Below are 24051 nucleotides of genomic sequence, written 5' to 3'. Positions count from 1 at the left end.
CATACTTTAACAAAGCTTATATTATTTATGATTTGAAATTACTGCAAAAGAAATGATATTAAAAATTTCTCTCTATAAACCCTAATGCTTTTTCGACTTTAGAAACTGGTAATTTACAAGCTCTATTTACACACACATAAATTAGTGTTTTAGAAGAATTATATCGGTTTTCTAACAAAGGCATATTGCTTTCTCCTAAACTTCCAGCAATTAATTTATTGGGAATGTAGTTTTTATTAAGCTCTTTTATTTTGTCTTTCGCTTTTTCTCCAACAACAGCTATTTCGTAGTAAGGATTGGAAAAATTCATCATTAAATCTAACCAATTAGAAAACCCAGAAGGATAACTCTCTAATTCTGGCTGCACATTATTTAGCATTGCTTTTGCAGTTTCTAAATAACTCTTATTATCGAAATAATGCGATAATTTAAATAAGTTTTTCGCCATTACAGAATTACTGGAAGGCAGTACATTATCTCTAAACGCTATACTTCTAGCGACTAAAGAAGCATCTTTATTGGACGTAAAATAAAACATTTTGCTATTCTCATCAAGAAAATGAGCAAATGTATAATCTGCCAAATCACGTGAAATTGTTAACCATTTTTCTTCTAATGTGTTCTCATACAAACCAATTAATGCTTCAATCGTAAAAGCATAATCTTCTAAATAACCGTTAATTGAGCTTTTTCCATCTTTATATGTATGCAATAAACTGCCATCTTTTTTAAGTTGATGAGCGACAATAAACTTTGCGTTTTCTTTTGCAATTCTCAAATAATTTTCATCTCCAAAAACACGATAGGCATCTATATAGCCTTTTAACATAAGTGCATTCCAAGAGGTTAACACCTTATCATCTAATCTTGGTTTTTTTCTACTTTGTTTTGCTTTTTTAAGTATTTGTTTCCAATTTTTCTTTTTAGCTTTTAAGAACTCAATTGTAATGTTGTGTTTTTTTATAAAATCTACATCTTTAGCATTTCGAATTAATACATAGTGTTCGTTTTCCCAAAAACCATAATCGTTTATGTTGTAATAATCTTCGAACAATAAATAATCGTCATTAAGCAAAGACTGTAATTCTTTTTTTGTCCAAACATAATAAATGCCTTCCTCTAAATCTTTATTTTTAGTTTCGCTATCGGCGTCTAAAGAAGAATAAAACGAACCTTTATCGCCAATCATGTTGGCATTTACATAATTTAACGTTTCTAAAACCACTTCTTTATAAAGCGGATTTTTAGTAATAGAATAAGCATCTGAATACAAACTTACCAATTGAGCATTGTCGTAAAGCATTTTTTCGAAATGCGGAATGTGCCATTTTTTATCTACAGAATATCTAGAAAAACCGCCTTCAATCGGGTCGAATATTCCTCCAAAAGCCATTTTTTCTAGAGTAAGATATACATAATCTTGCAATTTTGCATCTTGTTTTTGGGTTGCATAACGCAACAAAAAATGATAATTATTAGGCATCATAAACTTTGGTGCACTGTTTAATCCACCAAAAGAATGGTCGAAGTTTGCAGACCATTTATCAATCGCTTTTTGAATAAAATTGTTTGTGAAATCTGGTTTTTTTAAATTCAATTCTACAACATCTACAGATTTTATTCCTTTTTCTAATTGGTCTGCAAAAGCGATTAATTTTTCTGGATTTTTCTCATAAACATCCGAAAGTTTGTTCAAAATATCAATCCATTGTTCTTTTTCGAAATAAGTGCCTCCCCAAATAGGTCTTCCATCTGGTAAAGCAACAACATTTAGCGGCCAACCACCACCGCCATTCATTAATTGTACAGCAGTCATATATACTTTATCTACATCTGGCCTTTCTTCTCTATCGACTTTTATGTTTATAAAGTTTTTATTCATGGTTTTAGCCACCAAAGTATCTTTAAAACTTTCTTCTTCCATTACATGGCACCAATGGCAAGAAGCGTAACCAATACTAATAAGCATTAATTTTTTGCTTGATTTTGCTTTTGCGAGAGTTTTGTTATTCCAAGCATTCCAATTTACTGGATTGTGAGCATGTTGTAATAAATACGGACTGGTTTCAGTAATTAAATTATTGGTATGTGCATGCGTTTTAACAACTGGTTTTTTACAACTTATAAATTTACAACTTATAAAAAGAAGTAAAAATTTTAAAATAAGTGTGTTTTTCATTATTTGTGGATTCTTTTTTTTAAAAGCTCTTAACTCTAAAAAGTGTTCTTTAAATTTTATACCATTTACCATTTGAAAATCCTGTAATAAATCGCCTTTTTTTCCTTTCTATTTCAGAATAAAAAAACCGTAGCTAAGGCTATTCTTTCGTTTTCTTCTTTATATAAAGAAAAAAACCATCAATTTCTTTCTCAGTAATTTCAAACAATAACTGGTATTGCTTTGTAAAAGTAGAAAAAATAAAGCGATCAAAAATTTATTCTTACCTTTTAATACACTATTAACCTAATTACACCCCTGTTTTTAACAAGTTTAACATGCTTTTACTTATTATAAAAATTCTTCGTCCTTTAATTTATTGTCGTTTTTACTGCAATTGTTTCTTAAAAATTAAGTAAATAATTGCAATAAAACATACTAGTACCTACTAGTTGTTTTTTAATAAAAATTATATATATTTGTAGTATGAAAATTGTTTCTCTAAAAAAATCGGGCATTCCAAAATACAAACAAATTGTAACTTCTATTGAGCGAGCAATTATTACTGGTAAACTAAAAAAGGGAGATCAATTACCTTCTTTAAATGTTGTAAAAAATAAACATAAATTATCTAGAGATACTGTTTTAAACGCTTTTAACGAACTTAAAACAAGAGGTATTATTCATTCTGTGGTTGGAAAAGGTTATTTTGTAAGTAGTGAAGATGTTCTTGTAAAAAAGAAAATTTTTCTACTTTTTGATGAATTAAATTCGTTTAAAGAAGACTTATACAATTCGTTTTTAGATAGTTTGGGCAATAATTGCCAGGTTGATATTTTTTTTCATCACTTTAATGAAGATGTTTTTCATAAATTGATAAACGACAATAATGGCAATTACAGTTCTTATGTAATTATGCCAGCAAATCTAAAAAACGCACATGCTTCTGTTGAAAATTTACCAAAAGAGAATGTCTATATTTTAGACCAAAAACATCCTAAATTATTAGCTTACCCTGTAATTTATCAAAATTTTGAAAAAGATATTTATAATGGACTTTTAAGTGCTTCAACCAAATTAGAAAAATATAAAAAATTGGTTTTATTATTTTCAAAAGAAAGACAACCTCAAGGAATTTTAAGTGGTTTTCAGCTATTTTGTAAAACAAATAATTTTACTTCAGAAATAATTTCTTCTTTAGATAACAGCAGTCCTAAAAAAGGAGAAGTCTATTTAATTTTAGACGATAAAAACCTAATTCGAATTATTAAAAAGGTAAAAGAAAGCAACTTACAATTAGCTAAAGATGTTGGGCTAATTTCTTTTAACGACACCATTTTAAAAGAAGTTGTTTCAGATGGAATTACAACCATATCTACCGATTTTAATTTAATGGGAAAAAGTTTGGCACAAATGATTTTAAATAACGAACATGCTAAAATCGAAAATCCGAGTGCATTAATTTTAAGAAAATCTTTATAAAAATGTTTGCAATTAAAGAAAAAAAACAAAACAATTTTAGCCTTGTAGAACTAAAAAATACGGCAAATAATTCTTATGCAAGTATTTCTTTAAACGAAGGTGCACGATTACAAAGCCTAAATTTTAAAGGAATTTCTATTATTGAAGAGCAGCCAAATTTCGATTATAAAGACTGTTATTCCTCTGCCATTTTATTTCCATTTGCCAATAGAATCGAAGAAGGAAAATATTCTTATAAAAACACAAAATATCAGTTTAAAAGTAACGAACCAAAGAGTAAAAACGCTTTACATGGTTTGGTTTTTAATAAAGAATTTAAAATCTTAGAAAAAGAAATTACTTCTAATAGCTGTGCAGTTACAATTTATTATTCAGAAAGAAACGAATGCAAAAGTTTTCCTTTTAAATATTCAATATACTTAACATATACACTTTTAGAAAATGAATTACAACTAAAGGTTACTGTAAAAAATAACGATACAAAATCATTCCCATTTGTTTTAGGTTGGCATCCTTATTTTAATTGTAACAATTTTAAAAACAGCTATTTAAGTTTTAAAAGTGATAAAAAAATTAGTTTCGATAAAAACTTAATTACCAAAGACATAATCAACCATAAAACAGCTTCGAAATTTAAATTAGAAAATAAACAATTAGACGATTGTTTTGTTCTTGAAGACAATATTGTACAATTCTTTACTTCAAAATATCAATTAGAAATATCATCAACCAGCGAAGAAAATTTTCTACAACTATACACTCCAAAAAACAAACCTGTTATTGCCATAGAACCTATGACTGGTATTTCTAACAGTTTTAACAATAAAATAGGCCTGCAAGAATTAGATGCAAACAAAACCTACGCTTTAACTTGGACTTTGAAGCTTTTATAAAATCGAACGATTATGAGTAATAAATTAATACAAGAAGTAAAAGAAGAATTTAAAAAGGTGTTTTCTGCAAATCCTTTACTGGTATTTTCTCCAGGAAGAATAAATATTATTGGAGAACATACAGATTATAATGGCGGTTTTGTATTTCCTGCAGCAATAGATAAAGGAATTGCAGCTGCCATTGAAAAAAGCGACACTGGTACTTGCACTGCAATCGCGATGGATTTAGAAAGCAGTATCGAATTCGAATTAGATAAATTAAAACCATCTAAAGAAGGAAGTTGGGAAAATTATGTTTTGGGTGTGGTTGCAGAAATACAGAATAGAAATAAAGTTATTGGCGATTTTAACATCATTTTTAAAGGAAATATTCCTGAAGGAGCAGGCATGTCTTCTTCTGCAGCTCTAGAAAATAGTGTTGTTTTTGGTTTGAATAAATTGTTCGATTTAGGTTTCACAAAAACAGAAATGATTTTAATTTCTCAAAAAGCAGAACACAATTATGTAGGCGTAAAATGTGGAATTATGGACCAATATGCGAGTATGTTTGGTGTGAAAGACAATGCTTTGCTTCTAGATTGCAACACTTTAAAGTCGAAAGCTTATAAAATCGATTTTAAAGACCATCAATTAATGCTAATCAATACAAACGTAAAACATAGTTTGTCTGACAGTGCTTATAACGATAGGCGTTCTGCCTGTGAAAATATCGCAAAATTATTAAATGTAGCAACGCTAAGAGAAGCTACTGAAGAAGATTTAGAGAAAATTATTGATAAAATTACGCCAGAAAACTACCAAAAAGCGTTGTACGTAATTCAAGAAATTGACAGAACGCAAAGAGCTGCAAAAGCCATTGAAGAAAATAATTTAGAAACTTTAGGTGCATTAATTTACGGTTCTCATAATGGCTTACAACATCAATATAAAGTAAGTTGCGACGAATTAGATTTTCTAGTAAACCAAGCAAAGAAAAACAAAAACGTTCTAGGTGCACGAATGATGGGTGGTGGTTTTGGTGGCTGTACCATTAATTTAATTAAAAAAAACGAAGCAAAAAACTTTGCGAAATCTACTGCTATAGCCTATAAAAACAAATTCGACAAAGAATGTTCTGTATATTTTATAGCACTTTCTGATGGTACACATTTGGTAAAATAATCAACAAAAAACAATCGTATGAAAAATACAAACTTGCAAGATTACTCTCATAAAAGATATAATATTTTAACAGGAGAATGGGTTTTGGTTTCACCTCACAGAGCAAAAAGGCCTTGGCAAGGTCAAAATGAAGAAATTTCTACAAACAAAAGACCTTCTTATGATAATAGTTGCTATTTATGTGCCACAAACACAAGAATTAATGGTGAAGTAAATCCTGATTATAAAGACGTTTTTATTTTTACAAACGATTTTGCTGCACTTCAAAAAGATTCTCCAAAATTTAATGTAAATAATGGTTTATTAAAAGCACAAAGCGAAAATGGTATTTGCAAGGTAATTTGTTTTAGTCCAGATCATTCTAAAAGTTTGGCAGACATGGAAGTTTCAGATATTAAAAAAGTAGTGCATGCTTGGCAAAAAGAATATGCATCTATTGGTAAAATTGAAGGTATCAATTACGTTCAAATTTTCGAAAACAAAGGAGCTGTAATGGGTTGTAGCAATCCTCACCCTCATGGACAAATCTGGAGCCAGAGTTCTTTACCTAATGAAGTGGATAAGAAAGACCAACAACAATTGGCGTATTACAAAGAAAAAAATAGCCGTCTTTTAGAAGATTATTTACAACAAGAACAAGTCGCTAAAGAAAGAATTATTTTTGAAAATAACCATTTTTTAGTACTCACTCCATTTTGGGCCATTTGGCCTTTCGAAGTAATGATTGCTCCTAAAAAAGCACAGAAAAACATCACGGAAATGACAGAAACTGAAGCTTTACATTTTGCAGAAGCAATTTCTGTTATTACAAAAGCCTACGACAAGCTGTTTAATACTTCTTTCCCATATTCTTCTGGAATACATCAAGCACCAACAAATGGCAAAGAAAACAACCATTGGCATTGGCACATGAGCTTTTATCCACCTTTATTAAGAAGCGCAACTGTAAAAAAATTTATGGTAGGTTACGAAATGTTTGGCTCGCCACAAAGAGATATTACTGCAGAAATAGCAGCAAACAGACTAAAAGACTTAATTTAAAAACCAAATTACTAATGTGATGCCAGTTTTACTCTAAGCACAAATTAAAAAATTTGCAAAGATTTACATCTTCTAAAAATTCTGATGTATATTTAGACACATATAAAATTAAATAACAACCAAAAACCAAATTATGCAGTTTCTAACCTTTATAGGATTTACGGCTTTAGTCGCAATTATCGCTTATTTAAAAACAAGAAATACAAAAGAAGATTCTTCTGATGGATATTTTTTAGGAGGACGAAGTTTAACAGCAGGAGTAATCGCTGGTTCTTTATTATTAACCAATTTATCTACAGAACAAATTGTTGGTTTAAATGGCGCTGCTTACGAAAGCGGATTATCTGTAATGGTTTGGGAAACTTTAGCTGCCATTGCAATGGTGGTAACAGCCATATTTTTATTACCAAGATATTTAAAAGGCGGTTTAACAACAGTACCAGGATTTTTGGCAAAAAGATTCGATATTTCTACAAAAACACTAACATCTGGCTTGTTTCTAACAGGCTATGTGGTTGTATTGTTGCCAGTAATCTTATATTCTGGTTCTTTGGCCATCAGCGGAATGTTCGATGTGCCAGAATTGTTGGGTGTTACGCATAAAGAATCTATATGGATTTGTGTTTGGGGAATAGGAATTGTTGGATCTATTTATGCCGTTTTTGGTGGACTAAAAGCTGTCGCAGTTTCAGATTCTATTAACGCAATAGGTTTATTAATTGGCGGGCTCTTAATTCCTGTTTTTGGGTTGATGATGATAGGTGATGGAAGTATATTAGACGGTTTATCTACATTAATTACAGAAAATCCAGATAAGTTTAAATCTATGGGAGGAAAAACAGATCCAGTACCTTTTTACACCATTTTTACAGGAATGATGTTGGTTCAGTTATTTTACTGGGGAACCAACCAACAAATTATACAAAGAGCATTAGGTGCAAAAGATTTAAAAGAAGGTCAAAAAGGCTTGTTATTAGCTTCATTTATAAAAATACTAGGTCCAATTATTGTGGTTTTGCCAGGTTTAATTGCGTTTCATATTTTTCAAGGAAATTTAGAATCTGCAGACAGTGCTTACCCTGTGCTTGTAAAAGAAGTACTGCCAAAAGCTTGGGTTGGTTTCTTTGCGGCTGTTTTGTTTGGCGCTATTTTAAGTTCTTTTAATTCTGTATTAAATAGTTCTGTAACGTTATTTGGCATAGATATATACAAGCAGCATATCAATAAAAATGCAGATGAAAAAACAGTTGTAAAATACGGTAAAACTTTTGGGGTTGTTTTAGCCATTGCAGCGATGTTTATTGCGCCACTAATAGCAAATGCAGGAAGCCTTTTTGATTATTTACAAGAAATTAACGGAATATACAGCATTCCTATTTTAACAATTATTATAGTTGGTTATTTAACAAAGTATGTACCTGCAATAGCGGCTAAAATCGGTTTGGTTTCTGGCTGTTTATTATATGTAGTTAGTCAGTTTATTATGCAACCCTATTTTGTAAACTCTGCATTGGAAGAAGCCAAGGCAAAAGGAATAACAGAAGCAACAGAATTGGCAATAATTGAAGCACAAGCGTATCCTCACTTTTTAGACGTTATGGCTATTTTATTTATTTTAAATGTGATTATAATGTTGGTTATTGGAAAATTATACCCAAGAAAAGAACCATTTATACAAGAATACACAAAACAGGTAGATATTACTCCTTGGAAATATACAACGCAAGCAGGAATTTTAATTTGTTTGATTGTAGTCGGTGTTTATGCTTACTTTGCTTAAGAAAAATTAGATTAAAACAAAGAGTCTGTCTCGAAAGTATTAAAATTCGTCATTTCGACTGCAATGAAGAAATCTTATTTATTGAATTTCAGTATTTTAAATTTCGATTTCGCTTAAAAATGACAATTAAATTTACTTTTGTGACAGCCTTTTGCAATCTGGATTTTTTTAATTTTTAATCAACTGTATTTCAGGCACTTAAACTAATAAGTTGAAAAAATAACAAACAATTATAACTTTTCTATTAAAATTATATCGAACTCAGGTTTTAAACTCTTTTAGAGGTAAAAGAGAACATTTTTGAAGATTTATCTCATTAAATTGTTTTTTTAACATTTAATTAACAAGGGGAAACTCCATTTATGAAGTCCTAACTATGAAATAAAAAACAAAACATCTAAATGACACGTAAATCAGCCTTTAAAATAGTCTTGCTCTCATTTTTATTCTTCTTCGTTACAATGTTTACGAATGCTCAAAAAGAAGTATCGAAATTTAAAAAAATTAAAGAGTTAAGTAACATAGAGGAATACATATACACACCCAACAACTTAAATATTCTTTTATTACAAGACAACTCTGCACCAGTCGTTACAGTACAAATGGTCTATAGAGTTGGTTCAAAGCACGAGGTTACTGGAAATACGGGTTCCACTCACTTATTGGAACATTTAAATTTTAAGGGCACACCTACCTTTAACAAAAGAAACGGCAATGCGATTTTTTCTACATTGCAAGGCATTGGCGCCCGAATGAATGCCACCACTTGGAAAGATCGAACAAACTATTACGAAACCATTCCTAGTGACAAGCTTGAACTAGCCCTGCACATTGAATCTGATAGAATGCGTAATTCTTTATTGCTGAAAGAAGATAAAGATGCTGAAATGACAGTTGTTCGTAATGAATTTGAACGTAACGAAAACAACCCAAACAGTTTGTTGAGTAAAGAAATATGGGCAACAGCCTATATGGCACATCCTTATCACCATCCAACACTTGGATGGCGTTCAGATATAGAGAACATGCCCATTGAGGTTTTGCGAGATTTTTATAACACCTACTACTGGCCAGATAACGCCACCTTAACTATTATTGGTGATTTTCAAAAAGACCAACTTTTTAACTTGATTGATACCTATTTTGGTAAAATCACTAAGGCACCACACACAATTCCACAACCATACACTATGGAACCAGAACAACTGGGACCACGAAAAATTACTATAAAAAAACCTGGGCAACAAGGTGTTATTTCACTAGCATACAAAATACCTGGTAGGCTTCATAAAGATTTACCAGCACTACATGTTTTAGTAGAAATTTTGGGCATTGGGCCATCGTCTATAATAAACAAAACCTTTGTTGATACAGGTCTAGCAAACTATGGTTACGCTGGTACTTCAAATTTTAAAGAAGTGGGGTTGTTTACAATAAATTTAGGTTTTAGACCTGATAAAAGTTATGATGAACTAAATGACAAAATGCTAAACATGATAGAAAAGGTTAAAAATGAAGGCGTTTCACAAGATGATGTAAATCGTATTGTAGCAAAGCTAAACGCTAAAACCATTTTATCAAGAGATGGCTCTGGAGCCATTACCAGCCAGTTAAACGAAGCTATTGCAGTTGGTGACTGGACAGATTACATCTACTCCATAGAAAAATTTAAAAAAGTAACATCCGAAGATGTTAAGCGAGTGGCAAATACATACCTAAAAGAAAACCAAAGTACCACCGGTTATTTTTTGCCGCAAGTTCCTGGAGCAAATAAACCACAACAGGAAAAAGCTTCTAATTTTATTCAAAAAACAGGGGCACAACACTTTAGAGATACTGAATTGTCTGAGCACGATTGCCATGAATCTTTAAAATTTAAATCCGTTTATCAACAAAAATTTAGCGAAACGCTTTCAGCATACAATACTAAAAAATCACTAAATAATAGCCAGAAGTTTATCAGAAAAGAAGTTGCTGGTATAGACGTGATAGTTGCAAAAACTGGAGTAAAAGATTTTTTAACTGTAAATGCAAGTTTTCCTATTGATGATTATCTGAATTCAAAAAAAAATGAAGCGGTACCAAATTTAACTGTTAAAATGTTAAGCAAAGGAACAACTAAAAACGATAAATTTCAGTTTTCTAAAAAATTTGAAAAATTAGGGGCTTTTGTGAGTATTAGCACAAACAATCACCATGTAAATATCGGGTTTAGATGTTTATCTAAAGATATCAAAGAAGTAATTGATCTTTTAGCCGAAGAGTTGCGATACCCGCTATTTGACGCTAAGGAATTTAAACTGCTAAAACAACAAACTATCAGCAGTGCTAGGCGCAGTCTAACCAGTACAAATCGGCAAGGTAAAATAGCTTTATCTCAAAGCATATATCCTAAAGATCATCCTAATTACACCTCTTCTGTAGAAGATTATATAAAGACCATTAAAGAAGCTTCATTAGAAGACCTAAAGGCATTTCACAAAACTTATTTTGGCCCAAAAGGGATGCATTTAGTAGCTGTTGGCGATGTTGACACAAACAACTTATACAGTGCTTTAAAATCAGGGTTTAAAGGTTGGAATGGTGGTATAACTACCCAATTTAAATATCAAGAACCTTCAAAGTCCAAAGCCGTTACCAAAGTGATTACCATTCCTAAAAAACCTAGTGCTGAAATTTTTATTGGACAATATACTGGGCTAAATAGAAGCAACGCCGATTTTTTACCCTTTTACATAGGAACAAGCATATTGGGCGGTGGTTTTGGCAGATTAATGCAAACTGTTAGAGATAATGACGGTCTCACCTATAGTATAGGAGCTCGACACGATGGCCATGATTATGCCGGCGGCCATTGGGTGGTAAACGCATCGTTCAACCCTTCTTTGTTTCAAAAAGGTTTAGATGCCACTATGGAACAAATTGAAAAATGGGCAAAAGAGGGCATTACTGAAGAAGAACTTGCAGCTAAAAAAACAAACCTTATGGGGAGTTTTAAAGTAGGACTTTCTACTACAGGAGGACTCGCCAGTGCAATAATGAGTGTTGTAAAAAGAGGATTGGATCCTGATTATATTAATCAATACCCAAAAGATATTGATGCTGTTACCTTAGATCAAGTGAACAACGCTATAAAAAAATATGCAAACCTTAACAAATTGATAATTATTAAATCTGGATCGTTAGACCAAAATGGAAAACCTTTAAAATAAAGTATTTCTTACAACCAACTATTCTCGAAGCATAGCCACAGAGGTATTTCGCTAGTTTCATTTTAATCTAAAAAGGTTAAAAAACAAGATTCTTATGTATTGTAATTATTTAGGCAAATTCGTTGTTATGCGTTATGATTCAAAAAAAATTGTGCATCATCGTGATTGTTATGAAATTATTAATCATAAAATACTGATTATTAGTAATTTAAATTGTATGTCAAAATAATTAAAAAGAGGTGGTATAAATTGTGGTTCTGGTAAATCTAGTGTCGATAGTTAGTCGCGAATACTCTATAATAATGTTTCATTAAATTCATCTCGCTAAAAAAAAGGAGAATATTTTTTTATCTAAGAAACTCAATTAGGTAGATTAACCACATCATTTTATCATTTTCAAAACCTTGCCTTATTTTTTTAAAGGCAGTACCCATGTGAGATTCGACTGTTTTTTTTGATACGCCAAGCTTTTCAGCAATCTCGTCGTATTTAAGCCCCTGTATTTTGCTTAATTTTAAAACTTTTTTACAAACTGGTGGCAATAATTCAATAAGTTGTCTCAGTTTTCTAATGTTAGATTCCTGCACATCATCTTCTTCTTGCAATAAGTTTCGTATAGCCTCTTCTTTAAAGTTTTCTAAAATACGATTTTGTCGTTTAGATTTTCTATAATGGTTAAGATAATCATTATAACAAATCCGGTACAAATAGCCTTTTACGCTTTTGTTAATGTTTAAATTAAATCTATTTGCCCATAAATTAACAAATACCTGCTGAACAATATCCTCGGCTAAATAAATATCTTTTGTTACTGTTTTTAAATAAATTACCAATAGCTTATAGTATTTTTTAAAAAGTACATCAAAAGCCTTAATGTTATTGTTCTTAATACCGTCTATTAATTCTTGATCTTCCATTTTTGCCATAATGCATATAACCTCCTAATAGCTTTGTAATATACACAATATTAAACAAAACCTATTTACAAACTCAATTTTTACAAGGTGCAAAATATTAGAGATTAATAAAGTATTGTTGAAGTGTAAAAGCTAAATGTAAACAAACTTTACAGCAAGAATGTTGCTTAAAACTTGGCTAAACCATTAAAAATTAAAAAAAAAGAACATTTAACTAGGGTTTTTTTTAAACTCATGACATCATACTAATGAATTTGCTATACGTTACTAAATTTTATGAAGAAAATAATTTTAAAATACCTAAATGGAGAGATAACCAACTTAGAACAAGAACATTTGTTAAATTGGCTCAAAAATCCTAAAAATATTAAAAAGTTTCAAGCTTTGGTAAAGGAAAATTACCAATTAGATTTAATTTACAATGATATTGATGACGAAATTGCCTTAAGAGAAGTAAAAACTCTCATTCAAAATAAAGAAAAACCTGTTAGAAAAATTTATTTACCATATTATGCTGCGGCTTCTATACTTCTTTTAATATCACTTACTTTTCTTTTTAATAAAAACACCAATGAAAATGAAACTGTTAAACAGGTACTACATAAAAACAATATAACCATAGGTTCAGATAAAGCCATATTAACTTTAGAAGACGGTAAAGAAATAGCCTTAGACAAGCAACAAAACTACGCTACAAATAACTTTAAGAGTAATGGCGAGCAGATTATTTATAATCCCCCAAGTAAACCTATTCCTAATATCGTTTACAATTATTTAACTGTTCCTAGAGGTGCGCAATTTCAAATAAAACTTGCCGATAATACCAAGGTTTGGCTAAATTCTGAATCTCAGATAAAATATCCGGTTCACTTTGTAAAAGGACAAGATAGGCAAGTAGAGTTAGTTTATGGCGAAGCTTATTTTGATGTCTCATCGAGTACTAAAAATGGTGGAGACCAATTTAAAGTACTTACTCATGGGCAAGAGGTAAAAGTGTTAGGTACTGAGTTTAATATTAAAGCCTATAAAGAAGAAACTGATATTTACACAACTTTGGTAGAAGGTAGAATACGGGTTAACAACACACAGTCATATGCTATTTTAAAACCGAACCAACAATCTGTAAATTCTACAACCAGCAATACATTAAATGTTGTTGATGTAGATATTTACAATGAAATTTCATGGAAAAATGGCGTTTTTAGTTTTAAAAGAACATCTTTAAAAGAGATTATGAAAGTATTATCTAGATGGTATGATTTTAAAGTAGTCTTTGAAAACAACACACTTAAAGAGCAAAAATTTATTGGAGTACTAAATAAAAACCAAAGTATTGATGACATTTTAACAACTCTAAAAAGCGCATCCATAATTAAAGATTACCAAATAAAAAACAAAACAATTATATTAAAATAAAGTATAAGTGTAAGACAAAACAAAAGAAAAAGTGGCTCAAAATTAAATACCTAAACTATATTATTATAAGCCATTTTCTCTTCTTCTTAACCTTACTTAATTCTAAATACTAACCCATAACATCTAAATTTATGAAAAAAAAGTTAATCGAGTCTTCTTGTTGTTTAATCCAACGTAAATTTCTATTACTGATGCGAGTATTTGTTTTTTTCTTTTTTACGACTGTATTTAGTTTTAATACAGAAAATGCCCTATCACAAAACACCAAAATTGTTATTGAGCATAACGAAACTCTTAACATCCATGAGGTTTTTGATATTATTAGAGATCAAACAAATCATTCATTTATCTATCACGAATCATTATTTGATAATTTATCAGAAATTACTTTAAAGAAAGGTATAATTACTGTTGGAGATTTATTAAGATACTGTTTACCTAATAATCAGTTCGATTTTGAATTTACTTCAAAACAAAATATATTAATAAAAAAACATGACCCTAATATACAGCAACTGGTTATTTCTGGAAAAGTTACCGATAATAATGGAATCACACTTCCTGGTGTTAACATATACACCGATACAAAAAAATATGGAGTTTCCACAGATATCGAAGGTAATTTTACTATGAGAGTTCCCTCTGGAACTAACGAAATTATTTTCTCTTATATTGGTTATGTTGAAAAACGACTTGTTTTAGGCAGTCTTAATAACACAAAAAACATAACAGTAATACTTAAAGAAGAAGTAAATACTTTAAACGAAATTGTTGTCACTGGATATCAAACCTTATCTAAAGAACGTACAACAGGTGCTTTTGAAAGTATTAACACAAAATTATTAGAGCAAAGACCTGCTGCCAACTTTCAAGAGCGTTTGGTTGGGCAAGTACCAGGTTTAAATATAAACCCTTTAAACGGCAATATAGAAATTAGAGGTAGAAGTACTATTAATGAAGCTTTTTCATTACCCTTAGTTGTTTTAGATGGTTTTCCACTAACAAATCAAGATGATTTCAACACAATCAACCCAGAAGATATTGAGAGCATAAATGTGCTTAAAGATGCAGCTGCGTCTTCTATTTGGGGATCCAGAGCTTCAAACGGAGTAATTGTTATAACCACGAAAAAGGGTAAGAAAAACCAAAAACTTTCGATAGATTTCTCCTCTTTTATCGAAGTTGAAAATAAAGTAAATTTTAATGATTTTAACTGGTTAAACACTTCAGAAGAAATTGATTTAGATATTGAGTTTATTGATAAGAATTGGGTAAATTTTGAAGGACTTATTGGCCAAAACTCTAGTTTTAACGATTTGCATTTAGGCTATATTTATCGCAAGGGGCTTACACCAAATGGCTCTACATGGCTACAAAGCACTTTAGACGATTATGTTAATAACTTACGCACACGAGATATCACAAAAGACTGGAGCAAGTATTTGTTACGTAACGCGATGCGCCACACGTATAACTTGTCCTTTAGAGGAGGTAGCGAAAAAAACACCTATTTCGCATCCTTATCTTACACAAACCTTTTTGGGCAAGCAATTGGTGATAAAAATGATAGATTGTCTTTTAATTTACGTGACACCTATCAACTTAATGAAAAAATTAATTTAACAGCAGGGCTTACAACTGTTTTAAGAAACGAAAAAAATAACGGCACATCACCTAGCATAGCCGCCTTTTTACAACCTTATGACAGGCTGGTTAATGAATTCGGAGAATACGTTCAACAATATAGAAAATGGAATCCATGGGTATCTCAAGAACGTGAGAATCTATTAGGGTCTCCCTACACATTTAACTATTTAGAAGAACAAAGGAATTTAGATGATACGGGTCGAATTCTAGATGTTCGTGCCGATGTTAAATTAGACGTTGAAGTATTTAAAGATTTTACAGTGTCCTCTTCATTTAGATACGAAACAGGGTCACAGCGTAGAGACGAATTTAGAGACATGACCTTACCTTCACACCGAAATTTTATAAACGATTATTTTGTAAACGGTGGATATCAAATTCCTGTCGGATCAGAATATGTACAAGAAGAAGGATATTACAAAGGCTGGACATTTCGAAACAATATTACGTGGGATAAGAGATGGAAAGACCACGATTTAACGGTTTTTGCTGGTGGCGAGTACCAAAGACGATTTAGTGAACTTACATTTAACAGGCTTCTTGGCTATGATAGACAAAGCACCAACTATGTACCTTACGATGAATTTGGCATAGTAAATAGAACGGTTCGTAATTGGAATAATGGCTTTAGACTTTTAACGAATCGTGATTTTTTTGACTTGAACAATACTGATAATCGTTTTGTTAGTTTCTACAGCAATGTAGGATATTCTTTTAAGAAAAAATACCTTTTCAACGCCAGTTACAGGGTAGATCAAGCTAATATCTTTGGTAGCAATCCAGATTTTAGATATAAACCCTTATGGTCTGTAGGGGTAGGTTGGGAAATTGCGAAGGAAGATTTTATGGCTCAAGTTTCTTGGATAAACCGATTAAAGTTTAGAGCAACTTACGGTCTTGGGGGTAATAGCTTATCATCAGTTTCTCCTTTTGTAACTACCTCTCCATTAACAGCTACATTCGGAAGACCATATCCTTATTTAAGATTAACGGATCCTGGAAACCCAGATTTAAAATGGGAAGAAACTGCCACTACAAATTTAGCCTTGGACTTTAGTTTGTTCGACAACAGGATATCTGGTAGCTTTGAATATTATATTAAGAAAAGTGATGATGTTTACTCAAGCCGTCCACTAGATCCTACAGTAGGTTTCCAAAGAGCCCTCGTAAACTATGCAAACATCGAAAACGAAGGTATAGAACTTCAGCTAAATGCAAAAGTAATAAAAACACCAGATTTTGATTGGAATTTACGCATAAACATAAACCACAATAAAAATCTTGTAACAGAAAATATTAGTAGCCAAACAACACTACAGGCACATTTATCTGGCCTTACCAGAAACCCAGACAAAGCCGTTAGCAATTACTATTCATATAATTTTGCAGGTTTAGACAGTAATGGAGAAGTACTTTTATTGGATCGTAATGGCGAAACTAAATTATGGAATGAAACCTTTACGGTAGATGATCTCGTATATTCTGGATCAAGAGTTCCCGAAGATTATGGAGGACTTTCTTCTACATTTAGATACAAAGATTTCGACTTAACAGTAAACATGAACTACCAAGCCAATTATGTATTTAGGGCTCCTTACGATTCTGCACTATCTGGTTTTGGCGCACATAATAATACTGGAAGATTTGGTAATGCACGTTTACACAAAATTTGGGGTACACGCTGGCAACAGCCTGGCGACGAAGCTACAACTTCAGTTCCACGAATATTTTATAATGGCCTTAATCCTATTACAAACGAAAATGAAAGTAGCACGGATATGATAAGAATGCACCAAATTTGGAGTCAATCGACATTTACCACACTTAAAGGCGATTACTTAAGAGTACAGGATATTATATTAGGCTATAGTTTCTCTAAACAAAATTTAGAAAGAACTTTTTTAAACAAATTGAGGTTGACCATGCAAATAACAAACCCTTTTTTATGGGTAAAGAACAAAGCAGGTGTTGATCCGACTGCACCACAACAAAATGCTTATACCAATTTAACTCGATACACTTTTGGTGTAAGAGCTAACTTTTAAAAAAAATTATTATGAGAGTTTTTAAAATATATTTCCTATTCGCGATTTTAATGTTTTCTTGTGAAAGTCCTGATGATTTTTTAGATGTAATTCCAACAGATAAAGTGATACCAACTACTGTTGAAGATTTCGATAAATTAATGAACAATCCATTAATTTCTAGATCAAGACAAGAAAATATTTCATTTATGGATCCAGACGTATTTATGTCTGAAGTTAGTTTTGGTTCTATAACTGGAGATAACGTTAATATTAATGCCTACACATGGCAAAGTGAACTGTACAACATCACAGAAAACGACCCAGATTATAACGAAACCTATCAATTTATCCACATCTCTAATCAAGTATTGGCAGATATCGACGAAGCGAGTTTAGGCGTTTTTAATGAAAATAATCGTCAAAACATCAAGGCAGAAGCATATGCGCAAAGAGCTATGGAATACTTTTTAGCTGTTACAGAGTATGCACCTGCTTATAATCCAGAGAACACCACTACTCCAGCTATACCTATGCCTTTAAAGGTAGATTTACAAGCACTGCTTAGTAAATCTTCTATTGGTGAGGTTTACAATCAAATTATAGCAGATTTAAATAGATCTCTTGATTTGTTCTCTATTGACTATCCAGCAATAAACGAAACTGCTAACTTTAGGCCAGGTGTTGCATCGATATATGCTCTTTTAGCAGAAGTTTACTTATTTATGGGAGATTTCGAGCAATCAAAAATTAATTCTAATAAAGCATTGGATCTTTACAACTATTTATACGATTGGAATGAAATTGATTTTATAGACCCATCTAATCCATGGCAAGGTTATAATATTAACGATTTTCAATTTAGTACACTTAACAAATCTGTTATTTGGAACAGAGGACATAGATCCGATTACCAAAATCCGTTTCAGTTATATCACCCAGATTTGGAAGCACTTTATGACAAAGATAACGATAGAAGGTGGTATCTTAGATCTACACAAACTTCATTTGGAGACCAAGATGTCAGCCCCTATTATATATATTTATTTTCACGCTCTGAAACCAACGTTGGTCTTACCACCTCTAGGCTGTTACTAACAAACGCAGAGGCTAAAGCTCGCACAAATGATGGTACAGGAGCAATTGCTGCGTTAAACACTTTATTAGAAAAGCGAATTTCTAATTTTACGCCTTTAACCCACGTAGATAATCCTACAACGTTATTAACAATAAAGAATGAGCGTCGTAAAGAATTACATGGAACTGCACTGAATGTTTTTGACCAAAAACGCTATCGTATTTATGGCGATAATGTGCCTACTTATACTAGAACAAATCCAGAAACCGGAGAAACATTTACTTTAGAACCTGGAGGAAATGGTTACAGAGTAAATATTCCTGCAAAAGTTAGAGAATTAAACCCTAACTTAAATTAGATAGTTTAAATAAAAAATAACATCAAAATGAAAAATTTAATCATATTTTTAGGCATCTCGTTCTTTTTTTTAACTTCTTGCGAAATAGAAGAAGACCCTATACAACTACAGCCTATAGAAAAGGAGTGGACCCAAGGTTCAACAATGAAATTGGTGCCACTAGACCCAAACAATATTGGATTTACGTATAACATCGATCAAAATATCGGAACTGCCTTTTGGAGTAATACGCTTGCCGAATTTCAGGCCTTTTTAAATATTACAGATAAAACCATAAACATTAAAAAAATCGATATTTATGCTTTTGTCGAAGAAGAAATAGAAGGTACTTACAAACTTCATGGAGGCAAATCAGGTAAACTCTTAACCTCTATACCTTCTCCAAGCCTTAAAGACCCCATTAATTTTTCAGTATCTTCAACTGATGTTTTTAGTCTTTATGCAACAGAGTTGGCAGCGACTCACAATGGAGAGCTTTTACCAGAAGACCTTGTTGGATTAAGGTGGACCATTACTGCAACAGATGGGTCCGTTCTAGACACAAGAACAAATTGTTTTGATTTTGATTGCTCCTATGGTATTAAAACTAATATTAAATTTGTAGATACTTGGTTAGGCGATTTTGAATATCACTGGCTAGAAGTAGGTACAGATACCGAAAGGTTTTCGCATGCAGACCTTGTGGTTGGTTCTAGAGGTACAATATCTTTTACACCATCAACTAATAACCCAGAAGATTACGATGTAAACGACCTATCAATGGGAGCCGCTTTTGAGCCTGAACCGGGCTATCTTAATTACAATGTAACCACAAATACATTAACAGTATTAAACTATAATACCTTTTTTAACAGCGAATGGGAACTTGTTGAAGTTACAGACACAGTTCTTACCGTAAAATGGTCTTTCGTTTTTTCTGGCTTTTTTCGTGATTTTATTGGAACCGTAGAAATCATTAGAAAAGATGGCCTATCATGGCCAGAAGGACTTACTATTGTTAACAATTAATTTTGCCTATAAGCTAAGCTCACAAATAGTAACTATCTTTAACGCACTTTCAGAAGTAGCGCAATATAATTACTTTAATCAATAAAAAAGGACACAAAAAATGCATTTTTTGTGTCCTTTTTTAAATCAATGATTCCATTTGATAAGTTCGTTTAATTAAACAAAAAAAGCATCTCAATTGAGATGCTTTCTGCGGTCTGGACGGGACTCGAACCCGCGACCCCCTGCGTGACAGGCAGGTATTCTAACCAGCTGAACTACCAGACCGTTGCTTTTAGCGGTTGCAAATATATAACAGATTTTAATATCTACAAACAAAAAAATGGTTTTTTATTTGAATTTTTTTCTGCTAATTAAATATTTTGTAAGAATTTGATCAAACCCAGCACGAATATCTACAGGAACATAATCTATTTGATATTGTAAACATTTATTTTTTAGTTCTTTAAAATACCCCTCTACAATTGCTTTATATCTTTCTTGAACATTCTCTGCGTACACATTTATTTCTTCTCCAGTTTCTACATCTACAAATTTTTTGGGAGCATTGTCAAAATTAAAGTTCAATTCTGTTTTTCCATCGAAAGTATGGAATAAAACCACCTCGTGTTTGTTATATTTTAAATGGCGTAAAGCTTCAAATAGTGATTCATCGTCTTTTGATGTTTGAAACATGTCTGTAAAAACAAATATTAAAGAACGCCTATGAATTTTTTCAGCAATTTCGTGTAGATATTTATAGGTATCTGTGGTTGCATTGGATTCTGAAATTAACAATTGCTCCAGTTGATGTAATAGCATTTTTCTATGACGCTCACTCCCCTTTTCTGGTGCATAATATTCGTAAGAAGCCGCATAAATACTCAAACCAACTGCATCTCTTTGTTTTTTAAAAATCTCCATTAAAGCGGCTGCAGCAACTGCAGAAAAACCAACTTTATTTAAAGAATGTAACGTTTGCTTTTTTACAATCGGATAATGCATAGATGCTGAATTATCTATAATAATATGGCAACGCAAATTGGTTTCTTCTTCGTACTTTTTGGTGTACAATTTCTCTGTTTTTGCAAACAGTTTCCAATCGATATGACGTGTACTTTCGCCTTTATTATATAATTTATGTTCAGAAAACTCTACAGAAAAACCATGAAACGGACTTTTATGCATTCCTGTTATAAAGCCTTCCACAACCTGTTTTGCAAGAATGTCTAAATTTTTAATTTCCGAAGACTGTACGTTTGATAAATCCATGTTTATTTTTTAATTTCTTGAGCTCTTACTAAATTATCTGTAGTTTGCAATAATTTTTTCTTTAAAATAGGATTGTAATTCGGGTTTTCATCTAAAAATTCGCTTAAAATATCAAACGCTTCTTTTGATGAATAATTTCCAATAGAACTCGCCAACCAACCTTTTGGAAAGAAAATATCGCCCGTTAATTGCACTTCTTCTAATTTTTCTAAAATCGATTTTAAATGTTTTGTAGAAGATTGCTGTCTTAATGGATGATGAATGTTATTCAACGCACTTTGTACCCAAGATTCTTTTTCTCGGTTTTCTTTCTGCAAAAGCGATTTCATAAACGCATCTCTCACGCTTTCATCATCCGAAAGTGATGGCAACAGCCATTTAAAACGCTCTAACCTGTCTGGATTTGAAATTCGGGTTTGCTGTTCTTCTAAAATTTCTCTTGCTTTTGGATGCTTAAAAATCGCCAAATACATTGCCAAAGAAGCATCGTCGTTTTCATTTAAAAAGAGGTTTTTAATCTTCTTATTTTTTTTCCAAATTTGATATAAATTTTCCTTACCATTTTTTGAAATTGCAATTGATTGATACAACCCAAAAAGTGTTCTTTTGATATTTTTTGGCAATTCGCTTTCTAACAAATTAAAAACTATAGTTTCTGTTTTATTTTGAACGCTTTTTTGTTCATTTTCATTTAAAAAAGTCCAAAATATTTTTTGAATTCTGCCAGATAAATAACTCGTAATTAATTCGTTTTCTTCTTTTTGAATGGCCTCTAAATACACATTATACGTTTCTGATGGAGTAATTACTCCATTTAACATATTTTCATACAAATTAATGAATTGATACCCTCTTGAAACTTCATCTTTAAGATTTTTATACGTATTAATTTCTTTCTTATAAATAGGAAAAACGCCATAACCAAATCCGTTTGTGTTGTATAAAACTTGTCTGGGTTTAAAATCTTTAGTTGCAGAAGTAATATCAAAAGACTTACCCATATTTTTAATGTTGATATTTTTTAGATATCCTCTTTTATCGATTAACTGAATTTTAAAAGATTGTGTCCAAATTTTATCTGAACCATCTTCTGCTTTTTGATAAATCACAAATTTAGTGACATTCCCTTTTTCGTTCAGCTCAATTTCTTCGTAAAAAATGGGTCTTCCAGATGAGTTTACCCAAACATCACTCCAATTTTTAATATTACCTTCTGATTTTTCATCTAAAATAGCAACCAACTCACTCCAATCTGCATTAGAATTTTGGTAGGTTTTTATGTATTCTTGAATGCCTTGTTGAAACGCTTCTTTACCCAATAAATACTCTAACTGACGCATCATTATTGGTGCTTTGTTGTAAATAATTCTTCCGTATAAAGACCCTGCATTTTTTAAGTTTCCTAAATACTGACGAATGGCGTTTGTGCCTTTTGTTCTATCTTCTGAATAGGCGCTTGGATAATGCGTCATCATAAAACTTAATCTATGATTTACCTCTGGAAAAACAGGATTCATAATTTTATCTGCCATAAAATTGGCAAACACTTCTTTCATCCAAACATCGTTAAACCATTTCATGGTTACCAAATCGCCAAACCACATGTGCGAAGTTTCGTGGGCAATTAATTTTGCCCTTCTTAATTTTTGAGTTTGTGTTGCATTTTTATCTAAAAATAAAGAGGAAGCTCTGTATTGAATTGCGCCAACATGTTCCATTCCTCCGTATTGAAAAGGCGGAATTGCAGCGAAATCCATTTTTTGAAATGGAAATTTAACTTGTGTATAGTTTTCTAAAAAATCTAATGAGTTTTGATGAATTTTAAAAACCTCACTTACACTTTCATCTATTTTTTCTTGGTTGTTTTCTCTGTATAAAAAGCGCATATCAAAAGCACCTGGATTTTTAGTTTCTTCTGTAAACTTTCCGGCCACAAAAGAAAATAAATAGGTACTCATTAAATCGGTTTTCGCAAATGTATGTTCTGTAAAACCATCTATTTCTATGGCGCTTTCTTCAAAACCACCACACAATACTTTCCAATCTTTTGGCGCAGTTATTCTTAATCTGTACCTCGACTTTATATCTGGCTGATCGAAACAAGGAAACAGCGTACTTGCTCTATCTGGCACTAATAAGGTATATAAAAATTCTTCGTTTCTGTTTAAAGAAATTTCACCTGCATTAAAAAATATTTCTATTGAGTTTTTACCAGAATTCAATAATTTTTTATCGATAATTAAATGCTCTTTTTCGTGTTTTATTTCTGATGTTTTGCCATTAACTCTCAACGATTTTAAATGTGATTTATCTTCATTAAAATCTAAAATCAAATCATTTTCAAGATTATTTAGGGATAATTCTAACAATAATTTAGAGGAAATTGGGCTCGTTTTTTCTTTTGGAATTTTAAAATCTAAATGATAGACAACATCATAAATTTGTTGTTTTCTTAACTGGGCTAATTCTAAAGAAATTCCTTTTTCTAACAATAATTTTTCTTCTTGTTTTTGGTTACAAGAAATTATAAAAAGGAAACAAAATAGGTATAATAGATTCTTCATTAAATTGAGTTTATATTCAAATTCTGCAAAAATGCAGATTTTGTTCTTTTTAAATCTTAAG

General features: G+C 31.4%; 14 protein-coding genes and 1 tRNA gene. 10 read left to right on the top strand and 5 right to left on the bottom strand.

Going from position 1 to position 24051, the window contains the following annotated elements; translation table 11 throughout:
* Positions 1 to 58: 58 nt before the first annotated feature.
* The gene (locus JL193_RS12385) at positions 59 to 2179 is read right to left on the bottom strand and encodes a thioredoxin domain-containing protein (RefSeq protein ID WP_207971096.1); all 2121 of its coding nucleotides are present in this window, start codon (positions 2177 to 2179) and stop codon (positions 59 to 61) included.
* A gap of 465 nt (positions 2180 to 2644) precedes the next feature.
* On the opposite strand from JL193_RS12385, the gene JL193_RS12380 reads away from it, so the two are divergent.
* From JL193_RS12380 to JL193_RS12355, 6 genes are all read left to right on the top strand, one after another.
* Positions 2645 to 3640 carry a GntR family transcriptional regulator gene (locus JL193_RS12380; protein WP_207971095.1) on the top strand — a complete coding sequence of 332 codons (996 nt, stop codon included), beginning with the start codon at positions 2645 to 2647 and terminating at the stop codon, positions 3638 to 3640.
* 2 nt (positions 3641 to 3642) lie between these two features.
* Positions 3643 to 4533: an aldose 1-epimerase gene (locus JL193_RS12375; RefSeq protein WP_207971094.1), complete on the top strand. Its 891-nt coding sequence runs from the start codon at positions 3643 to 3645 to the stop codon at positions 4531 to 4533.
* A 12-nt stretch (positions 4534 to 4545) separates the two neighbouring features.
* Positions 4546 to 5694 (top strand): galactokinase, encoded by a 1149-nt coding sequence (locus tag JL193_RS12370; RefSeq protein WP_207971093.1) that lies wholly within the window; start codon positions 4546 to 4548, stop codon positions 5692 to 5694.
* A gap of 18 nt (positions 5695 to 5712) precedes the next feature.
* Positions 5713 to 6735, top strand: coding sequence for a UDP-glucose--hexose-1-phosphate uridylyltransferase (locus JL193_RS12365; RefSeq protein WP_207971092.1), 1023 nt, complete (start codon positions 5713 to 5715; stop codon positions 6733 to 6735).
* 133 nt (positions 6736 to 6868) lie between these two features.
* Positions 6869 to 8515, top strand: a complete 1647-nt coding sequence (locus JL193_RS12360) for a solute:sodium symporter family transporter (protein ID WP_207971091.1) — start codon at positions 6869 to 6871, stop codon at positions 8513 to 8515.
* 401 nt (positions 8516 to 8916) lie between these two features.
* Positions 8917 to 11727: a M16 family metallopeptidase gene (locus JL193_RS12355; protein WP_207971090.1), complete on the top strand. Its 2811-nt coding sequence runs from the start codon at positions 8917 to 8919 to the stop codon at positions 11725 to 11727.
* Positions 11728 to 12074: 347 nt separating this feature from the next.
* Here JL193_RS12355 and JL193_RS12350 read toward each other — a convergent pair whose 3' ends face one another.
* Positions 12075 to 12644, bottom strand: a complete 570-nt coding sequence (locus JL193_RS12350; protein WP_207971089.1) for an RNA polymerase sigma factor — start codon at positions 12642 to 12644, stop codon at positions 12075 to 12077.
* A 276-nt stretch (positions 12645 to 12920) separates the two neighbouring features.
* Between JL193_RS12350 and JL193_RS12345 the strand changes: the two genes are divergently transcribed.
* The 4 genes from JL193_RS12345 to JL193_RS12330 all read left to right on the top strand — a co-directional run bounded on the left by JL193_RS12345 (position 12921) and on the right by JL193_RS12330 (position 20175).
* Positions 12921 to 14060, top strand: a complete 1140-nt coding sequence (locus tag JL193_RS12345; protein ID WP_207971088.1) for a FecR family protein — start codon at positions 12921 to 12923, stop codon at positions 14058 to 14060.
* Positions 14061 to 14191: 131 nt separating this feature from the next.
* On the top strand, positions 14192 to 17752 hold the full coding sequence (locus JL193_RS12340) for a SusC/RagA family TonB-linked outer membrane protein (protein ID WP_207971087.1): 3561 nt from the start codon (positions 14192 to 14194) through the stop codon (positions 17750 to 17752).
* An 11-nt stretch (positions 17753 to 17763) separates the two neighbouring features.
* Complete coding sequence (locus JL193_RS12335; RefSeq protein WP_207971086.1) at positions 17764 to 19167, top strand: RagB/SusD family nutrient uptake outer membrane protein; 1404 nt, start codon at positions 17764 to 17766, stop codon at positions 19165 to 19167.
* Positions 19168 to 19194: 27 nt separating this feature from the next.
* A complete protein-coding gene (locus JL193_RS12330) occupies positions 19195 to 20175 on the top strand; it encodes a hypothetical protein (RefSeq protein ID WP_207971085.1) in 981 nt (326 codons plus the stop codon).
* Between the two features lie 193 nt (positions 20176 to 20368).
* Here the strand turns inward: JL193_RS12330 and JL193_RS12325 are convergent.
* The 3 genes from JL193_RS12325 to JL193_RS12315 form a co-directional block, all read right to left on the bottom strand.
* Positions 20369 to 20442 (bottom strand) — tRNA-Asp (locus JL193_RS12325).
* 63 nt (positions 20443 to 20505) lie between these two features.
* Positions 20506 to 21426 (bottom strand): DUF58 domain-containing protein, encoded by a 921-nt coding sequence (locus JL193_RS12320; RefSeq protein ID WP_207971084.1) that lies wholly within the window; start codon positions 21424 to 21426, stop codon positions 20506 to 20508.
* Between the two features lie 2 nt (positions 21427 to 21428).
* The gene (locus JL193_RS12315) at positions 21429 to 23990 is read right to left on the bottom strand and encodes a M1 family metallopeptidase (protein WP_207971083.1); all 2562 of its coding nucleotides are present in this window, start codon (positions 23988 to 23990) and stop codon (positions 21429 to 21431) included.
* Between the last annotated feature and the right edge of the window lie 61 nt (positions 23991 to 24051).

Source organism: Polaribacter batillariae, from assembly GCF_017498485.1.
GTDB lineage: Bacteria > Bacteroidota > Bacteroidia > Flavobacteriales > Flavobacteriaceae > Polaribacter > Polaribacter batillariae.
This window is presented reverse-complemented; position numbering and strand designations above follow the sequence as displayed.